This window comes from Klebsiella oxytoca, from assembly GCF_009707385.1.
Taxonomy (GTDB): Bacteria; Pseudomonadota; Gammaproteobacteria; order Enterobacterales; family Enterobacteriaceae; genus Klebsiella; species Klebsiella oxytoca_C.
Window position 1 is genome coordinate 2,068,504 of record NZ_CP046115.1, and the last position, 14,561, is coordinate 2,083,064.

Below are 14,561 nucleotides of genomic sequence, written 5' to 3' on the forward strand. Positions count from 1 at the left end.
GAGGAAGACTTTATGACTACGCAACGTCTGGAACAGCTAAGTGAGATGTTCACGATTATTCTGGTGCCGGGCCTGAGAGACAGTGATGAGCATCACTGGCAAAGTTGCTGGAGTCGTCGTTTTCCTTTTTGGAAACGGATAAGCCAGCGAAACTGGCTGGAACCTGACATTGATGCCTGGATATCCGCTATTCGTCGGGAGCTGGCTACCTGTCAACTCCCGGCCGTGCTGGTCGGCCACAGCTTTGGGGCGCTTGCATCGTGTCGTCTGATTCAGACGCAAAAGATGAATATAGCGGGCGTCGTCATGGTGGCTCCCGCAGAGCCATCGCTCTTCGAACTGGAAGAAGCGGTACTTCCGGAGAAATTGCCAACGCCCAGCCTTATGTTTGTGAGCCGCAACGATCCGTTAATGTCTTTTAAACGTGCCCGGTTCTGGGCTGAATGCTGGGGAGGTCATTTAATTGATCTTGGCGACGCCGGTCATATTAATGCTGAGTCTGGATTCGGCGACTGGAATTATGGTCTGGAACAGCTGGCTGAATTTTGTGAAGGCTTGCCGCAATATATTAATAAATGATTTTTAGCAACCGATTATCTCTATTACATGAACAACTTTCAGATAAATAATATCTGAGCCGGAGAGCATATGTTAGAAGCTTATAATAAGCATGTGGCAGAACGTGCTGCGAAAAATATTCCGCCGAAGCCGTTAAGCGCTGAACAAACGCAAGAGTTAATTTCATTATTAATCAGCAACGAGTGCGATGATAAAAACACTCTTGTACAGCTGTTGACGCATCGCGTACCGCCGGGGGTGGATCCAGCGGCGAAGATTAAAGCGGATTTCCTCTATCAGCAGGTTAAAGAAGAACACCCGGCGCCGGTTATTGCCCCTCAACGGGCAATTGAACTGCTGGGCACGATGCAGGGCGGTTATAATGTTCAACCGCTGATTGACTTACTGGACGATCCCCGTTGGGCGAACAGCGCCGCGGAGCAATTAAGCACCACGCTGCTTATTTTTGAAAAATTTAAGGATGTTGAAGAAAAAGCAAAGCAAGGAAATGTCCAGGCGCAGAAAGTTATCCAGTCATGGGCCAACGCCGAGTGGTTTTTACGACGTCCGGAGCTGCCTGAGAAAATCACGCTGAAAGTATTTAAAGTGACAGGGGAAACCAATACCGATGATTTATCGCCGGCGCCCGAAGCGTGGTCACGCCCGGATATTCCTCTGCATGCGCTTTCCATGCTGTGTAATCCGCGCGACGGCGTAAGCCCGGATGAACCCGGAAGCCGAGGGCCAATCCAGCAGCTAGAGCAGCTGAAGGAAGAGGGCTATCCGCTGGTTTACGTCGGGGATGTCGTCGGCACCGGCAGTTCACGAAAATCGGCAACTAACTCTATTTTATGGCATCTTGGCAACGATATCCCCTGGGTGCCGAATAAGCGAAGCGGCGGCTTCGTTGTTGGCGGAAATATTGCCCCCATCTTTTTCAATACTCTGGAGGATTCCGGCGCGCTGCCGCTAGAAATGGATGTCTCCGGGCTATCAACGGGAATGCTGATTGACCTCTATCCTTATCAGGGCGAAATTCGCGAAAACCACAGCCAGCGGCATATCACCTCGTTTTCCTTGAAAACGGACGTGCTGCTTGATGAAGTTCGCGCCGGAGGACGTATTCCGCTCATCATTGGCAGGAGTCTGACGGCGAGAGCGCGCGAATCGCTGGATCTGGCGCCCTCCGAGGTCTTCCGCCAGCCAAAAGCGCCGTCACCTTCGGTGGCAGGTTTTACGCTGGCGCAGAAAATAGTGGGCAGAGCCTGCGGCGTAGCCGGGATCCGTCCCGGACAGTACTGCGAGCCGCGGGTGACCACCGTTGGCTCTCAGGACACTACCGGAGGAATGACGCGCGATGAGCTGACCGATCTGGCCTGCCTGAGCTTTTCAGCGGATCTGGTTATGCAATCTTTTTGTCACACCTCGGCCTATCCGAAACCGGTTGATGTGAAGCTACATGAAACGTTGCCTGAGTTCATCAGCCGCCGGAACGGCGTGGCGCTGAAGCCGGGTGATGGCATCATCCACTCCTGGCTAAACCGTATGCTTATTCCTGATACCGTGGGGACCGGAGCGGATTCTCATACCCGTTTTCCGCTCGGCATCTCTTTCCCCGGCGGCTCCGGGCTGGTGGCTTTTGCGGCGGCGACGGGCATTATGCCGCTGGATATGCCGGAGTCGGTGCTGGTTCGTTTTAAGGGCGAAATGCAAAAAGGGATCACCCTGCGCGATCTGGTCCACGCCATCCCGCTCTACGCTATCAAGCAGGGTTTGCTGACGGTGGAGAAAAAAAATAAGGTCAATATTTTCTCCGGCCGCATCCTCGAAATCGAAGGGCTCGGAATGCTGAAAGTAGAGCAGGCTTTTGAGCTGGCCGACGCCTCCGCCGAACGCTCTGCCGCGGCATGCGTGCTACGTCTTGAAGAAGAGAACGTTGCCGAATACCTGCGCTCCAACGTTACTCTGTTACGCTGGATGATAAATCAGGGTTATGAGAATGCGGCGACGCTGGAGCGGCGGATTGCTGAAATTGAGGCGTGGCTGGAAAATCCGTCTCTGCTGGCTGCCGATGAGAACGCCGAATATGCCGCGGTCATTGAGATCGATCTGGCGGAAATAGGCGAACCAATCGTATGCGCGCCGAACGATCCGGATGATGCCCGCCTGCTGTCGGAAGTCGCCCGTTCGCCGATAGATGAAGTGTTTATTGGCTCCTGTATGACCAATATTGGCCATTTCCGGGCAGCCGGTAAAATTATTGCCGAGGCCACTGAGATACCCGTACGGCTGTGGCTGGCTCCGCCGACCAAAATGGATGCGCGTCAGCTTTCCAGCGAAGGCTATTACAATAAGTTTATTAAGGCGGGAGCCAGAATCGAACCAGCCGGCTGCTCTTTATGTATGGGAAATCAGGCCCGGGTCCGCCAGGGAAGTTCGGTTGTTTCAACCTCCACGCGTAACTTCCCGAATCGTCTGGGCACCGATGCGAAAGTCTTTCTGGCATCGGCGGAGCTCAGCGCGGTGGCGGCTATGATAGGCAAGATGCCGACCGTTGAACAATATTTCTGGCATATGGATAAAATTAATGAAACGCGTGACGATACTTATCGTTACCTTAACTTTGATCGGCTGCCTGAATATCAGTCAACAAACGAGCATGAAAATATTATTCAAAAATTCTCTGGCTAATTCCTTAATACATTAATTATTAACAGTGAATAGCTCACTGGTTTAGCAGAAGCTTCGGAAGAAAGAGGCTTCTGCTTATAACGACACGGATCGTAGCTGAGGTGAAGCATGTTTAAATCAAAACAAATAAAAATAGCGGTGCTTATTTTTATTATTGTATTAGCGATAATAATTCCTCCCCCTGAAGGATTAACGAAAGAAGCATGGATACTGGCTGGTATCTATCTGGCCTCAATTATAGGACTGGTAAGTAAACCTTTTCCTGAGCCCGTTATTATGCTGTCGGCGGTAGGCTTGTCATGCTTAACGGTAGCAAGGTTTGCTGACTCCCCCGTCAAGTCCATGGATGTCCTGAGCGGCTATGCCTCAGGAACGACATGGCTGGTATTTAGCGCGTTTACTTTAAGCGCCGCTTTTGTCACCACCGGCTTAGGCAAGCGCCTGGCCTACTGGTTTATTTTAAAGTTTGGCGGCACGACCCTGCGGCTGGGGTATGTTACGGCGCTGCTGGATTTATTGCTTTCACCGGCTACGCCTTCTAATACGGCACGCGCCGGAGGCGTGGTATTCCCGATTATTAACAGCATTGCCCTGGTATTAGGTTCAACGCCAAAAGAGAGTCCGTGTAAAGCCGGGCGCTATCTTATGGTTAATATATATATGGTGACGAAAACAACCAGCTATATGTTTTTAACCGCATTTGCCGGCAATGCCTTAGCATTGCAGTTAATTTCCGATATTTTTCATATTCATATAAGCTGGGTGGGCTGGGCGCTGGCGGGAGTGCCGCTCGGGCTGCTGATGTTAGCCATTATTCCTTATGTCACATATAAAATAGTCCGCCCGCAATTAAAAGAAATAGACAATGCAACCATTGCGAATGCGGGTCTTAATGAACTTGGCCCTATCAGTTCCAAAGAGAAAGGGTTAATAGTCGTATTCATCGCTGCGCTATTAGGTTGGATATTCTCTCGTCAGCTGGGGCTTAATGAATCCTCGGTTGCGGTAATCGCGATGGTAGGCGCGCTGCTGGCAAATATCATTTGCTGGAATGATGTTCTGCAAAATAAGGGCGGCTGGAATACATTAATCTGGTACGGCGGTATTATTGGATTGAGTGCGACCTTAAGCAAAGAAGGCTTCTTCAAATGGCTTGCGGCCTTTATGTCTGAGCGTCTGGATTTCCTCGGCGCCGGTAACAGTACCATCGTGATTATTGTTTTTATAAGCATTATCGTACGCTACTTGTTCGCCTCAGGCGGTGCTTACGTGGCAGCCATGGTTCCGGTCTTTGCCACCGTAGGCCTTGTTACCGGAACTGCGCCTGTGCTGCTAGCGCTCGCTATCCTGTTTTCTAACTCCTACGGAGGCTGTATCACGCACTACGGCGGTGCCGCCGGGCCGATTATCTTTGCCGCCGGTTATAACGATATTAAATCATGGTGGTTAACCGGAACCCTTGTGGCCTTATTAACTTTTATTGTGCACATGGTCATTGGCATTCCGTGGTGGGGCTTTTTGATACAACACGGTATGCTCTGAGCGAGGCCCGCTTTTATATCATTTTTATTGAAACATGGTGGCGTGTTTATATTCCGGGAGCATTCTGATTTGGATAGGGATATCCAGAAGAAGGGTGCAGTTAATTAACCAACGGAACCGGCCGCCTTGCGGCATAACGAAATAACCCCGACATGATGTCAGGGTTATTGAGCTGGAGTGAGATAAACTTCAGCGATGAAGCTGAAATCTCCCGCCAGTGAATGAGTTGCCGCTTAAATGGCGAAGACGTTACCCGCTGAAGGGCCTTTTTGCCCATCTTCAATGGTGAATTCGACTTTCTGACCTTCATTCAGGGTTTTAAAACCACCGCCCTGGATAGCCGAAAAATGTACAAACACATCTTTGCTACCGTTGTCCGGGGTGATGAAACCGAAGCCTTTCGACTCATTAAACCATTTTACTAAACCAGTCATTTTATTAGACATTGATAATACCTCAACATATCTGAGCCTTACGGCGAAAGGGGTTTTCGCACAGAATCTAATTAATAACGATAAGGAGACTCAAAAGGAAGAATTATCAACGGATAACACTTAAGATGAGGACTGCTTTACTAAACCGCTTTATTATGTCTGTATGCTAAACCGACTCCTCATTAGTCACACACATCACTACAGATAGCAAGACTTATTTCCAGGTAAATATCCTGACAAAGCTTTTTGCTGCGCCAGGGTGTCTGGTTGGCTAAAAATTGATTTGCTTATTATCGCTATCCGTGCATTAATGGCTTAATCTGTGCGCGATAAACGAACATCAAACTCTACTGAGCAGTTCTCATAGCCAGGCGCTATCGCTGATATCCCCTCCTTTTGAGTCCAAAATTTGATCCTGCACGTTTCTCTCAATTTCATGCTGTGTAACTGGAGGGAGTATGTCCTCAAGAATTAAAGGTCTGGTGAAGTGGTATAATGAATCGAAGGGGTTTGGTTTCATCTCTCCTCTTGATGGCAGCAAAGATATCGCTGTTAATTTCTCAGCGCTTCACGGCGATAACTTTAATACCCTCTTTGAAGGGCAAAAAGTTGAATTCGCTATACATCGCGGTGATAAAGGTCCAGCGGCGACGAAAGTTATTCTGTGCGATAAGGAGATATTTTAGAACGATGACCATGAGAGGAGAGGGCGTCGATTGTGCCATCTCGACGGCTGCGGTTCGCCGAGGCAGAAGCCATCCCACACTGACAGAAAAATTATCTCTCCCGGCTACTAAAGTGGCCTGCGATGCTGCCAGGCAGAATGCCCTGATAAACGTTCACATGGCTGAGAGTGAATTACCGACCAGCAGACCGGCCGGTAATTAACGAAGTATGGTGAGTGAACTGACGGAAGCTTAGCGAAATAACTTACTGCTTCGCCGGGATAATCAGCACCTGACCCGGATAGATCTTATCGGGATGCGTCAGCATCGGTTTATTAGCTTCAAAAATACGCTGATAGTCATTAGCCGAGCCGTACATCGCTTTTGAGATGGCGCTCAGGGTATCGCCGGATTTCACCGTGTAATAACGGCTTTCCGCTCCGCTCTGCGTCACATTAACGCTATCATTGACCTGGCCAACTCCGGTGACGTTACCCACCGCCACCAGAATTTTTTCTTTATCTTCCTGCGAGCCGACGTCGCCCGTTATCGTTGCGGTGCCATCGTCCGCGACATCAATATTCACTTTTTCAGCGCCGGGCAGGTTAAGGTTATCAATGTGTTTTTTCAGCTTTTCGGCCCGATCCTCCTTGCTGCCGCCAGATACCGCATCCCAGATTTTCTCGCCCGCGTCTTTCACAAAACTTAATAATCCCATCGTTCCATACCTCCATTACTGCTTCATGATTAATATTTTCATCAGACCCAATAATCCAATATCCAATATAGATAAGTGCAGGATGCCTCCACCGTAGCGGCAAAGTCTTAAAGAAGCGCAACCTGCCATTGAAGTATATGCAATGAGCGTCAAAGTGCAGGATATTTGCCTTAAATTCTCCGCGATGGCACGGCATCAACGCTTGTTATCACGGCCATTATGCGATCCGCTTTGCAACATAGCGGTACCGTAGCAACGCCTTGCCAGGCTGCGAAGCAGAAGGAGTTGATTTTTCATCCCTGATTAAAGTCACTATTTTTATCACCTCATTTGCTGAGATCGACACATTGCGCCGGGTTCTCTATCAAAACTACGGCGAACATCTGCCTGCCAGCTCTCTCGTTGAAGTCAGCCGCCTCTTTTCACCCGATCTTAAAATTGAAATTGAAGCGATTTTCGGCCTCTGAAGGACGGGCCGTAACCGGGCGGCTGGCAAAAAGCTTTATCAATTTATTTGAAGCATTCGGTTAAACAAACGATATTTATTCTCACCTGGTTACGCGTAGAGTAGTGGGATACGCGGCAGATACGCTTGTCATAAGGCGCGCTCTACCGACGACTCCCTGCAAACCAGGAAACTTCGTTATGAAAAAGATTGGCTTTTTATCATTTGGTCACTGGACGCCGTCGCCGCAGTCCGGGACGCGTTCGGCCGCTGACGCGCTGCTGCAATCTATCGATCTGGCCGTTGCCGCCGAAGAGCTGGGCGCGGACGGCGCTTATTTCAGGGTGCACCACTTTGCTCGCCAGCTCAGCTCACCGTTTCCCCTGCTGGCCGCGGTAGGCGCGAAAACCAAAAAGATTGAAATCGGCACCGGCGTTATCGATATGCGCTATGAAAATCCGCTGTATATGGCCGAAGATGCGGGAGCCGCTGATTTAATCTCCGGCGGCCGTTTACAGCTGGGGATTAGCCGTGGTTCCCCGGAACAGGTGATTGATGGCTGGCGCTATTTTGGCTACGTGCCTGGCGAAGGCGAAAATGAGTCTGATATGGCGCGTCGTCATACCGAAGTGCTGCTGGACGCGCTGCGCGGAGAAGGCTTTGCGAAACCTAATCCGCAGCCAATGTTCCCCAACCCGCCGGGGCTGCTGCGCCTGGAGCCGCATTCTGAAGGGCTACGCGAGCGCATCTGGTGGGGGGCGGGCTCAAATGCGACGGCGATGTGGGCGGCTAAGCTCGGGATGAACCTGCAAAGTTCGACGCTGAAAGACGATGAGACCGGTGAACCGTTCCATATTCAACAGGCGAAACAGATTCGCGCCTATCGCGAGGCCTGGGCGCAGGCGGGTCATACGCGTACGCCGCGCGTGTCGGTTAGCCGCAGTATTTTCGCCCTGATGGACGATCGTGACCGGATGTATTTCGGTTCTGGCCGTGACGATAGTGATTCGATAGGCTTCCTTGATGAGAAGACCCGGGCCATTTTCGGCCGCAGCTACGCCGCGGAGCCGGACAAGCTGATCGAACAGCTGAAACAGGATGAAGCGATTGCTGAAGCGGATACGTTATTGCTGACGGTACCGAACCAGCTGGGCGTGGAGTATAACGCCCATGTCATTGAGTCTATTCTGCGGCATGTCGCACCGGCACTGGGCTGGCGCGACGCATAAATCTTTGATGGGCAACGCCCCGCTGATTGCTGTCAGGCGGGGCGAATTGTCTTACTGGGCACTCTTTGGCTGTAGCTGATAGGTCCATGCGGGCACTCGCTGGCCATCCCCGGTCATCACTTCAACGGCTACGCGGTCGTAGCCCTCTTCAAACTCATCCAGCATTGGCCAGTGGGCATTGAGATTATCGGACAGGAACAGGTAGCCGTGAACCTGAGGGCCATTTTTATCAAGAACGATCCCCGGAAAATCCGCCGCCGCTCCCCAGCCGCGTTCATAAAATATGCCGTTCACATAGCCTGGCTGCCATTCCCCGCCGATACGTTCCATTATATGGGCATTGGCGTGGCCCGGACGCAGCGTGCCGTAGACAAATAAGCGTTCCATTATTCCTCATTAACTTTAGCTTCAAGCGCTCAAACTTAACATACGAAGCTGGGGCTGGGTTAGCAAGGCGCCCCGCAGGACGCCTGCTGTCGGTCAGGGCTCAGGCCCGAACATTTCCACCAGCTGCTTCTTATCCGGCATGCCGATGACCTGCTGGAGCTCGTTTTTCTCATTCATGTAATAGATCGCTGGGGTGGCGCTGGCCCCCAAATCATCCATCAGCTTTTGATGATGCTGAAGAAGATTAAAGGTTTCTCGCGGCGTAACCCCCTCAAAGCGCGGCAGTTTTTTGCCACCGGAAAGCTCATACTCTTGCCAGGCGGCAACCGGATCTTTGGCATTCAGAATGGCCGTTGCGTACCTGCCGCTTTGCGGATTGAGAAAAGCAACGAGCAGGGTATTTAACTGGACCTTACCTGCTTTTACCCACGGCTGCGCAGTAGACCAGAACTCCTTGCACCAGGGGCAGAACGGATCGGCGAAAACAATGACTTTTCTGGCTGCCGAATCAGCGCCTTCCTTCAGGGGGCTGGCATTATTCAGCGTCTTCCACATTTCGCGCCCTAAAGGGATATAGATCGCTTCTTTGAAATAGGTTTCACTAAGATTTTTCCCTTTTTCATCATAAAGATAGCCTGATATCACGTGTTTGCCGTCCGGCGTCAAAAACATGGTCACCCCCATGTCCTGATACTGGCCAACCCAGCCTCTCACGCCCGCGGGGGAATCAATCTCTTTAATGATTTTTATCCCTTGCTGTTCACCAAAGTCCTTAACTATCTGAGGGATGGCTCCCCCGGCAAAAGCCAGACCCGGTATCATCCATGCCGCCAGTAGTAGAATAGATTTCATCATATCGCCTCTGAAATGCTGGGGGAGCGCTCCCCCAGACGTGGGTTATTGTTTTTTCAGCGCGTCGCTGACCATCTCATCAAATTGCGTCCAGGGGATCCAGCCTGACAGTAGCCGATCGCCAATCAGCGTGGCCGGCGTGCCCTGGATCCCGAGTTTCCCGGCGACGGAAAAGCTTTTCTCGATCGTCTGTTCAATGCTGGCGTTATCGTGATATCCCTTCTTAGCCATCAGGATATGGTTAAATTTCATAAACTGCTGTGGATGCGCGCGCCGCAGGGTTAATGCATCCCTTGCTGAGGTTATCGAACTCTCAGAACGCCAGGGGAGAAATTTAAAGATAACGGCTACGTCCGGATATTTTTCCACAATCTTCTCCAGATACGGGTCAAACTTTTTGCAGTACGGACAGTTATGTGAGGATGCCGATGCCGTGAGAATGCCGCAAGGAGAGCGGGAGCGAACAGCGTTTTTTTCATTGCTAATTAACCTTTTGCGTGACTGAGGGCATTCAGAACGGTTTGCTGCTCAAGCAGCGGCGGGAGCGTTTCACCTTGCGGTTTACCCGGACCGTAGACTTCATTAAAGGGAATGGCGTAGCGATTTCTGCTCTGCAGGAAGCGGGAGATGGCTTCGGAGGGTTTGCTCCAGTCGCCGCGTAGCGCGACCACATCGGGCTGAGCCAGCGCGCGGGTGATGTCGGGCTGATTTAACACGCGGTGTTCATTCACTTTGCAGGTTAAGCACCAGTCGGCTGAGATATCGACAAACACCCGCTTGCCCGCGGTCAGCGCATCATGGAGAGCCTCCTCGCTGAAGGGCTGCCAGCGAATTTGCTGAGCGTTAGCTGATGGCGAAGCCGCTGCGGGCGCCTCCGCGAGCAGGCCGCGAAGCTGGAAGCCGGCAAACGCCGCCAGGGTGATAACCACCAGCCAGAAGAGTCTCGCCGTTCGCTGATGGATCACTAACAGGGCGAGCAAAGCTGCCAGGGTGAGGGCCAGTGCGATGACCGCGCCGGCGGTGCGGCCAGGATGCAGGCCCAACAGCGTGGCCAGCCATAGGCTGGAGGCCAGCATCATGACGCCGAGTATCATTTTTAACGACTTCATCCAGCGACCGGGGCGCGGAAGCAGAGCTGCCGTTTTAGGGACTACGGCGACCAATAGCCACGGCAGGGCCATACCCAGCCCGATGACCAGGAAAATCAGCCACAGCTGATGGAGCGGGGCGGCAAGCGCGAAAGCGACGGCCGTTGCCAGGAAGGGGGCGGAACAGGGGGTCGCCAGTAGGGTGGCGAAAACTCCCTCACAGAAACTGCCCGCCATCCCGGAGCCGCTGGCGGCTGCCATGCGTCCAACGACCGACGACGGGAGTAGCACTTCAAATAGGCCAAAAAGATTGAGCGAGAAGAGAAACGTGACGGCAACCATCACGCCGATAAACCAGGGATTCTGGAACTGAATCCCCCAGCCCAACGAAGAGCCGGTAAGCTTCAGCGCCGTCACCATCAGCGCCAGCAGGGCAAACGAAGTCAGGATACCCGCGCTGGTAGCGAGAAAACGTAGCCTGATAGCGCTTTTGTTTGACCCGGACTGCAGCACCGAGCCGAGCTTCATGCCCATCACCGGCAATACGCAGGGCATAAGGTTGAGGATTAACCCACCGAGCAGCGCGAAAAGCAGAATTCGTCCGGGATTTACCGTTGCCGCTGGCGCAAGATCCGCGCCTATCGTCAGGCTGGCCTGCTGCGCCTTTTCGCCATTCGTCACCACCAGCGACAGCTTTTTCCCCGCCAGCGTAGTGGGCTGCTCTCCCCATTCATCGGTTACCGGTACCGTCACTTTGAGCCGGGTACCCTCGATGCGAATATCCGGGTCGCCGGCCACAATTCCCCCGTCAATAGGGTCAAAATAGATACCGGGCTGCATCCATTTACCGCTGGTGGTGGCGGTGATTTCCAGGTTCCTGCCGACCAGATGCGCGGAGAGCTCGTCGGAGACGCCGCTATCCGCCGGGATGGTCCGCATGGCCTGTTCAAAGGCATTGTGGAATCCCGCCTCCACGGGCTGGCTGAAATTGAGGCGCAGTTGGTAGTCGGTTAACAGACAAACATTGCTGCAGGTGGATAACGTGAGCGTACCTTCCAGCGCATCGCCAGGGGCGGCGGTGATAATCATCGGGATAATGACCTGCTTTTGGTAGCCCTGGGTCGTCAAACCGGAAATCTCGAATCTTACCGGGGCTGGCCAGTACCATCGTGCCTGCTCACCGTTGCTCCAGGTGATTTGCGGGGCAATACCGCCTTCACCAGGCGAGCGCCAGTAGGTTTTCCAGCCGTCAGCAAGCTCAATGGAGAGCAGTCCGTAGACCTGCTCTTGCCCTTTTTCTGCCTGGAAGCGTATCCGGGCGTGGTCATTTTGTGGCGAGGTCAGCCATCCCGTGTCCGCCGCATGAGCTACGCCCATGCAGGCCAGCAACAGGAGGACGATGCCCCTGAAGATCTTCAGCATTTTTTTCTCCGTAAATTAAAAAAGTAATCGTCTAAAAAACGCTTTTTTATTCACGGAAAACGCAGTTTTGCAGGTGAATGCGCAGAGTGGGCGGCCTGACGGGCTCGTCCCGGAAAACAAAAGTACCCACCGCAGCGAATAGCTGAAGCAGGGCAAGGAACAGAATAACGGCAGGTAAAGCGCCATCGAAGAACAGTGGCTGCGCGCAGAGCAGGGATTTGGCGCTCAGCTGACAGGGAGAGGGCCCTTGCTCAGCCTCCTCTGACGATGGCTGCTGAGACTGTGCGTTGATGGTTGTCTCCTGAGCTACGTAGCCCGTCTTTTCCAGAAAATGGTGTAGATAGACCGCCCGCTGTACAAGACAGAAAGCCATGACAAGGCAGGTCAAGATCAAAAACCATTTACCGGGGAGCTGGCGGTTGCGCATAGGGTACCTGAACATTTCAGAACCCGTGGATCATAAACAATCCTTATCAATCCACAAGAGGCTGGCGTGTAAGGTTTTGTCTGAACTCTGTAATGCAAACGCTTACCGACCGGCAGAGAAGGGGGAAATTCGGATATTTCATGCGTTGATATTATTTACATGGCTAATTAACCCGGTTACTATGCGCGCCGCTAATTGGTATCGGCACGCCACTGCTGAACTTTACTGATTAGCGCCTGACCGCCATTAGCTCATCTGGAAGAGCGAACGACATAGGTTGTAGGGAACGAGGTTCGAGGCCTCGATGGCGGCCCAATGCCGACTTAGCTCAGTAGGTAGAGCAACTGACTTGTAATCAGTAGGTCACCAGTTCGATTCCGGTAGTCGGCACCAACTTTTCCTGTTTTCACTCGTTAATTAGCGAATTACAGCGTCTCTTCTCCTTCTGCCGATATTTATCTCTTTTTTCCTCTGTCTTATTACTATTTCTGCATAAGCGTCAGAGCGTGGGCAATTGATGGTAGTACCTGTTAAGGAAAGTTTTATTAGTTATTGTTCCGGTAAGTAAATATCTACATTTTTAAGGATTTGACGCTTTACCTAAGCATATCTGAATAATTTCAATGAGAATTTACTTATTCGGAATGAGTCGCGTATTTTTCAGAAATTTCATCGCTTTTTATATGATACTCTCCCTCTTTCAAGGAGTGAACGAAGGAAAAAATAATGCTTTACCGCTATGCCGTTTTCTCCAGAAAACACAACACGTGTCATATTCTCCTGCTGTTTACGATTGTGCTAATAAGTTTCGTACATTTGAGCGTGCTGCTGGAAACCGATAACACATGGCTGCTGGGGCCGATGGTGATTTATCTGCCTATTTTTTTCCTTTGGCGAAAGGTCTCTGCGATCCGAAGCAGAATCGCTGATTAATGTGCTGGTGGAGTTCCCTACATGAGTGAAAATACAACATCTAAACCATCCTCTGAACCGAAAGTCCTGCAGCCTGTATTGCGGAAAGTGGATCTCAACCTGCTGACCATTTTTGATACCGTAATGCAGGAGCAAAGCTTAACGAAAGCGGCGCATACGCTAGGTATGTCTCAACCAGCGGTGAGCAGCGCGGTGGCTCGCCTGAAGGTGCTATTTAAGGACGAGCTGTTTGTTCGTAACGGTCGCGGGATTAAACCGACCGATCGCGCTTTTCAGCTATTTAGTTCGGTTCGACGCGCGCTGCAGCTGGTGCAAAATGAGCTGCCGGATACGCTCTTCGATCCGCTGGACTGCGAACGCGTCTATCATCTTTGCGTTTGTAGCCCGCTGGATAACTATCTGACCCCACTTATTTTCAATAAAATCAATGAAATTGCCCCAAGGGTTAGCCTCTCGTTTAAATCGTCGCTAAGTCAACAGGTAATTAATCAGCTCCGCTATCAGGAAGTTGAATTTGTTCTTGATTACAACAAGTTCAATCACCCGGAATTCACCAGCATTCCGCTGTTCAATGACAAAATGGTACTTGTCGCCAGACGAGATCATCCGCGTATTGAATCGCAATCGCCGCTGAGCGAGCAGGAAATTTATCAGGAGCAGCATGCCACGGTAGCGCTGGATCGCTACGCGTCATTCAGCCATCCATGGTATAGCTCGGAAGAGCAGCAGGCCTGCGTTGCGTTCCACGGTAACGCGATGGTTAGCGTGCTGAGCGTCGTGTCGCAAACGAATATGGTGGCAATCGCGCCCGAGTGGCTGGCCAAAGAGTTTGAAGATAAGTTCGCGCTTCAGCTGCTGCCATTGCCTTTAGAAATGAACAGCCGCACCTGTTATCTTTCGTGGCATGAAACGGCAGGACAGGAGAGAAGCCACCGCTGGATGGCGGAATTGTTGATTAAAATTTGTCAGCGCTAATATCTCTCAAGAAATACCTGGTCCTGTGCCAGGTATTTTATTATTGATTATTTAATACTGGCTTAATATTTAATTTAACGATTCCATTTTTTATTTCGTCAGGATCCGCCGATGAAAGACGTCATGCCTGGACCTCACTAAAATATCTATTTCCATAATACCTTTCATTTCTCAGCGATACTGGCCTTGCAAAAC

General features: G+C 51.4%; 12 protein-coding genes, 1 tRNA gene and 2 pseudogenes. 8 read left to right on the forward strand and 7 right to left on the reverse strand.

Annotation, left to right across the window (positions count from 1 at the left end; translation table 11 throughout):
* Positions 1-12 precede the first annotated feature (12 nt).
* The 3 genes from GJ746_RS09475 (at position 13) to GJ746_RS09485 (ending at position 4,791) form a co-directional block, all read left to right on the forward strand.
* Positions 13-579: an RBBP9/YdeN family alpha/beta hydrolase gene (locus GJ746_RS09475; protein WP_154679967.1), complete on the forward strand. Its 567-nt coding sequence runs from the start codon at positions 13-15 to the stop codon at positions 577-579.
* A 69-nt stretch (positions 580-648) separates the two neighbouring features.
* Complete coding sequence (gene acnB, locus GJ746_RS09480) at positions 649-3,249, forward strand: bifunctional aconitate hydratase 2/2-methylisocitrate dehydratase (protein WP_154679968.1); 2,601 nt, start codon at positions 649-651, stop codon at positions 3,247-3,249.
* Between the two features lie 108 nt (positions 3,250-3,357).
* A complete protein-coding gene (locus GJ746_RS09485; protein WP_154679969.1) occupies positions 3,358-4,791 on the forward strand; it encodes an anion permease in 1,434 nt (477 codons plus the stop codon).
* 233 nt (positions 4,792-5,024) lie between these two features.
* On the opposite strand, the gene cspA is transcribed toward GJ746_RS09485, so the two are convergent.
* Positions 5,025-5,237: an RNA chaperone/antiterminator CspA gene (gene cspA, locus GJ746_RS09490; RefSeq protein ID WP_004849644.1), complete on the reverse strand. Its 213-nt coding sequence runs from the start codon at positions 5,235-5,237 to the stop codon at positions 5,025-5,027.
* A gap of 446 nt (positions 5,238-5,683) precedes the next feature.
* On the opposite strand from cspA, the gene GJ746_RS09495 reads away from it, so the two are divergent.
* Positions 5,684-5,911 carry a cold shock domain-containing protein gene (locus GJ746_RS09495; RefSeq protein WP_154679970.1) on the forward strand — a complete coding sequence of 76 codons (228 nt, stop codon included), beginning with the start codon at positions 5,684-5,686 and terminating at the stop codon, positions 5,909-5,911.
* 244 nt (positions 5,912-6,155) lie between these two features.
* On the opposite strand, the gene lysM is transcribed toward GJ746_RS09495, so the two are convergent.
* Positions 6,156-6,608 (reverse strand): peptidoglycan-binding protein LysM, encoded by a 453-nt coding sequence (gene lysM, locus GJ746_RS09500; RefSeq protein WP_004100853.1) that lies wholly within the window; start codon positions 6,606-6,608, stop codon positions 6,156-6,158.
* A 275-nt stretch (positions 6,609-6,883) separates the two neighbouring features.
* Here lysM and GJ746_RS09505 point away from each other — a divergent pair.
* Both GJ746_RS09505 and GJ746_RS09510 read left to right on the forward strand, forming a co-directional pair.
* Positions 6,884-7,075: pseudogene (locus GJ746_RS09505) on the forward strand (RidA family protein); the annotation flags it as partial.
* Between the two features lie 178 nt (positions 7,076-7,253).
* The gene (locus tag GJ746_RS09510) at positions 7,254-8,282 is read left to right on the forward strand and encodes an LLM class flavin-dependent oxidoreductase (RefSeq protein ID WP_154679971.1); all 1,029 of its coding nucleotides are present in this window, start codon (positions 7,254-7,256) and stop codon (positions 8,280-8,282) included.
* Positions 8,283-8,333: 51 nt separating this feature from the next.
* On the opposite strand, the gene GJ746_RS09515 is transcribed toward GJ746_RS09510, so the two are convergent.
* The 5 genes and pseudogenes from GJ746_RS09515 to GJ746_RS09535 form a co-directional block, all read right to left on the reverse strand.
* Positions 8,334-8,669, reverse strand: a complete 336-nt coding sequence (locus GJ746_RS09515) for a gamma-glutamylcyclotransferase family protein (protein WP_154679972.1) — start codon at positions 8,667-8,669, stop codon at positions 8,334-8,336.
* Between the two features lie 93 nt (positions 8,670-8,762).
* Positions 8,763-9,521: a thiol:disulfide interchange protein DsbG gene (gene dsbG / locus GJ746_RS09520; RefSeq protein WP_154682677.1), complete on the reverse strand. Its 759-nt coding sequence runs from the start codon at positions 9,519-9,521 to the stop codon at positions 8,763-8,765.
* A gap of 45 nt (positions 9,522-9,566) precedes the next feature.
* Positions 9,567-9,944: pseudogene (locus GJ746_RS09525) on the reverse strand (DsbA family protein); the annotation flags it as partial.
* A 62-nt stretch (positions 9,945-10,006) separates the two neighbouring features.
* Positions 10,007-12,031: a protein-disulfide reductase DsbD family protein gene (locus GJ746_RS09530; protein ID WP_154679973.1), complete on the reverse strand. Its 2,025-nt coding sequence runs from the start codon at positions 12,029-12,031 to the stop codon at positions 10,007-10,009.
* Positions 12,032-12,077: 46 nt separating this feature from the next.
* Positions 12,078-12,458, reverse strand: coding sequence for a hypothetical protein (locus GJ746_RS09535; RefSeq protein ID WP_154682678.1), 381 nt, complete (start codon positions 12,456-12,458; stop codon positions 12,078-12,080).
* 317 nt (positions 12,459-12,775) lie between these two features.
* Between GJ746_RS09535 and GJ746_RS09540 the strand changes: the two genes are divergently transcribed.
* Positions 12,776-12,851 (forward strand) — tRNA-Thr (locus GJ746_RS09540).
* A gap of 561 nt (positions 12,852-13,412) precedes the next feature.
* Positions 13,413-14,366 (forward strand): transcriptional regulator LeuO, encoded by a 954-nt coding sequence (gene leuO, locus GJ746_RS09550; RefSeq protein WP_154679975.1) that lies wholly within the window; start codon positions 13,413-13,415, stop codon positions 14,364-14,366.
* Positions 14,367-14,561 lie beyond the last annotated feature (195 nt).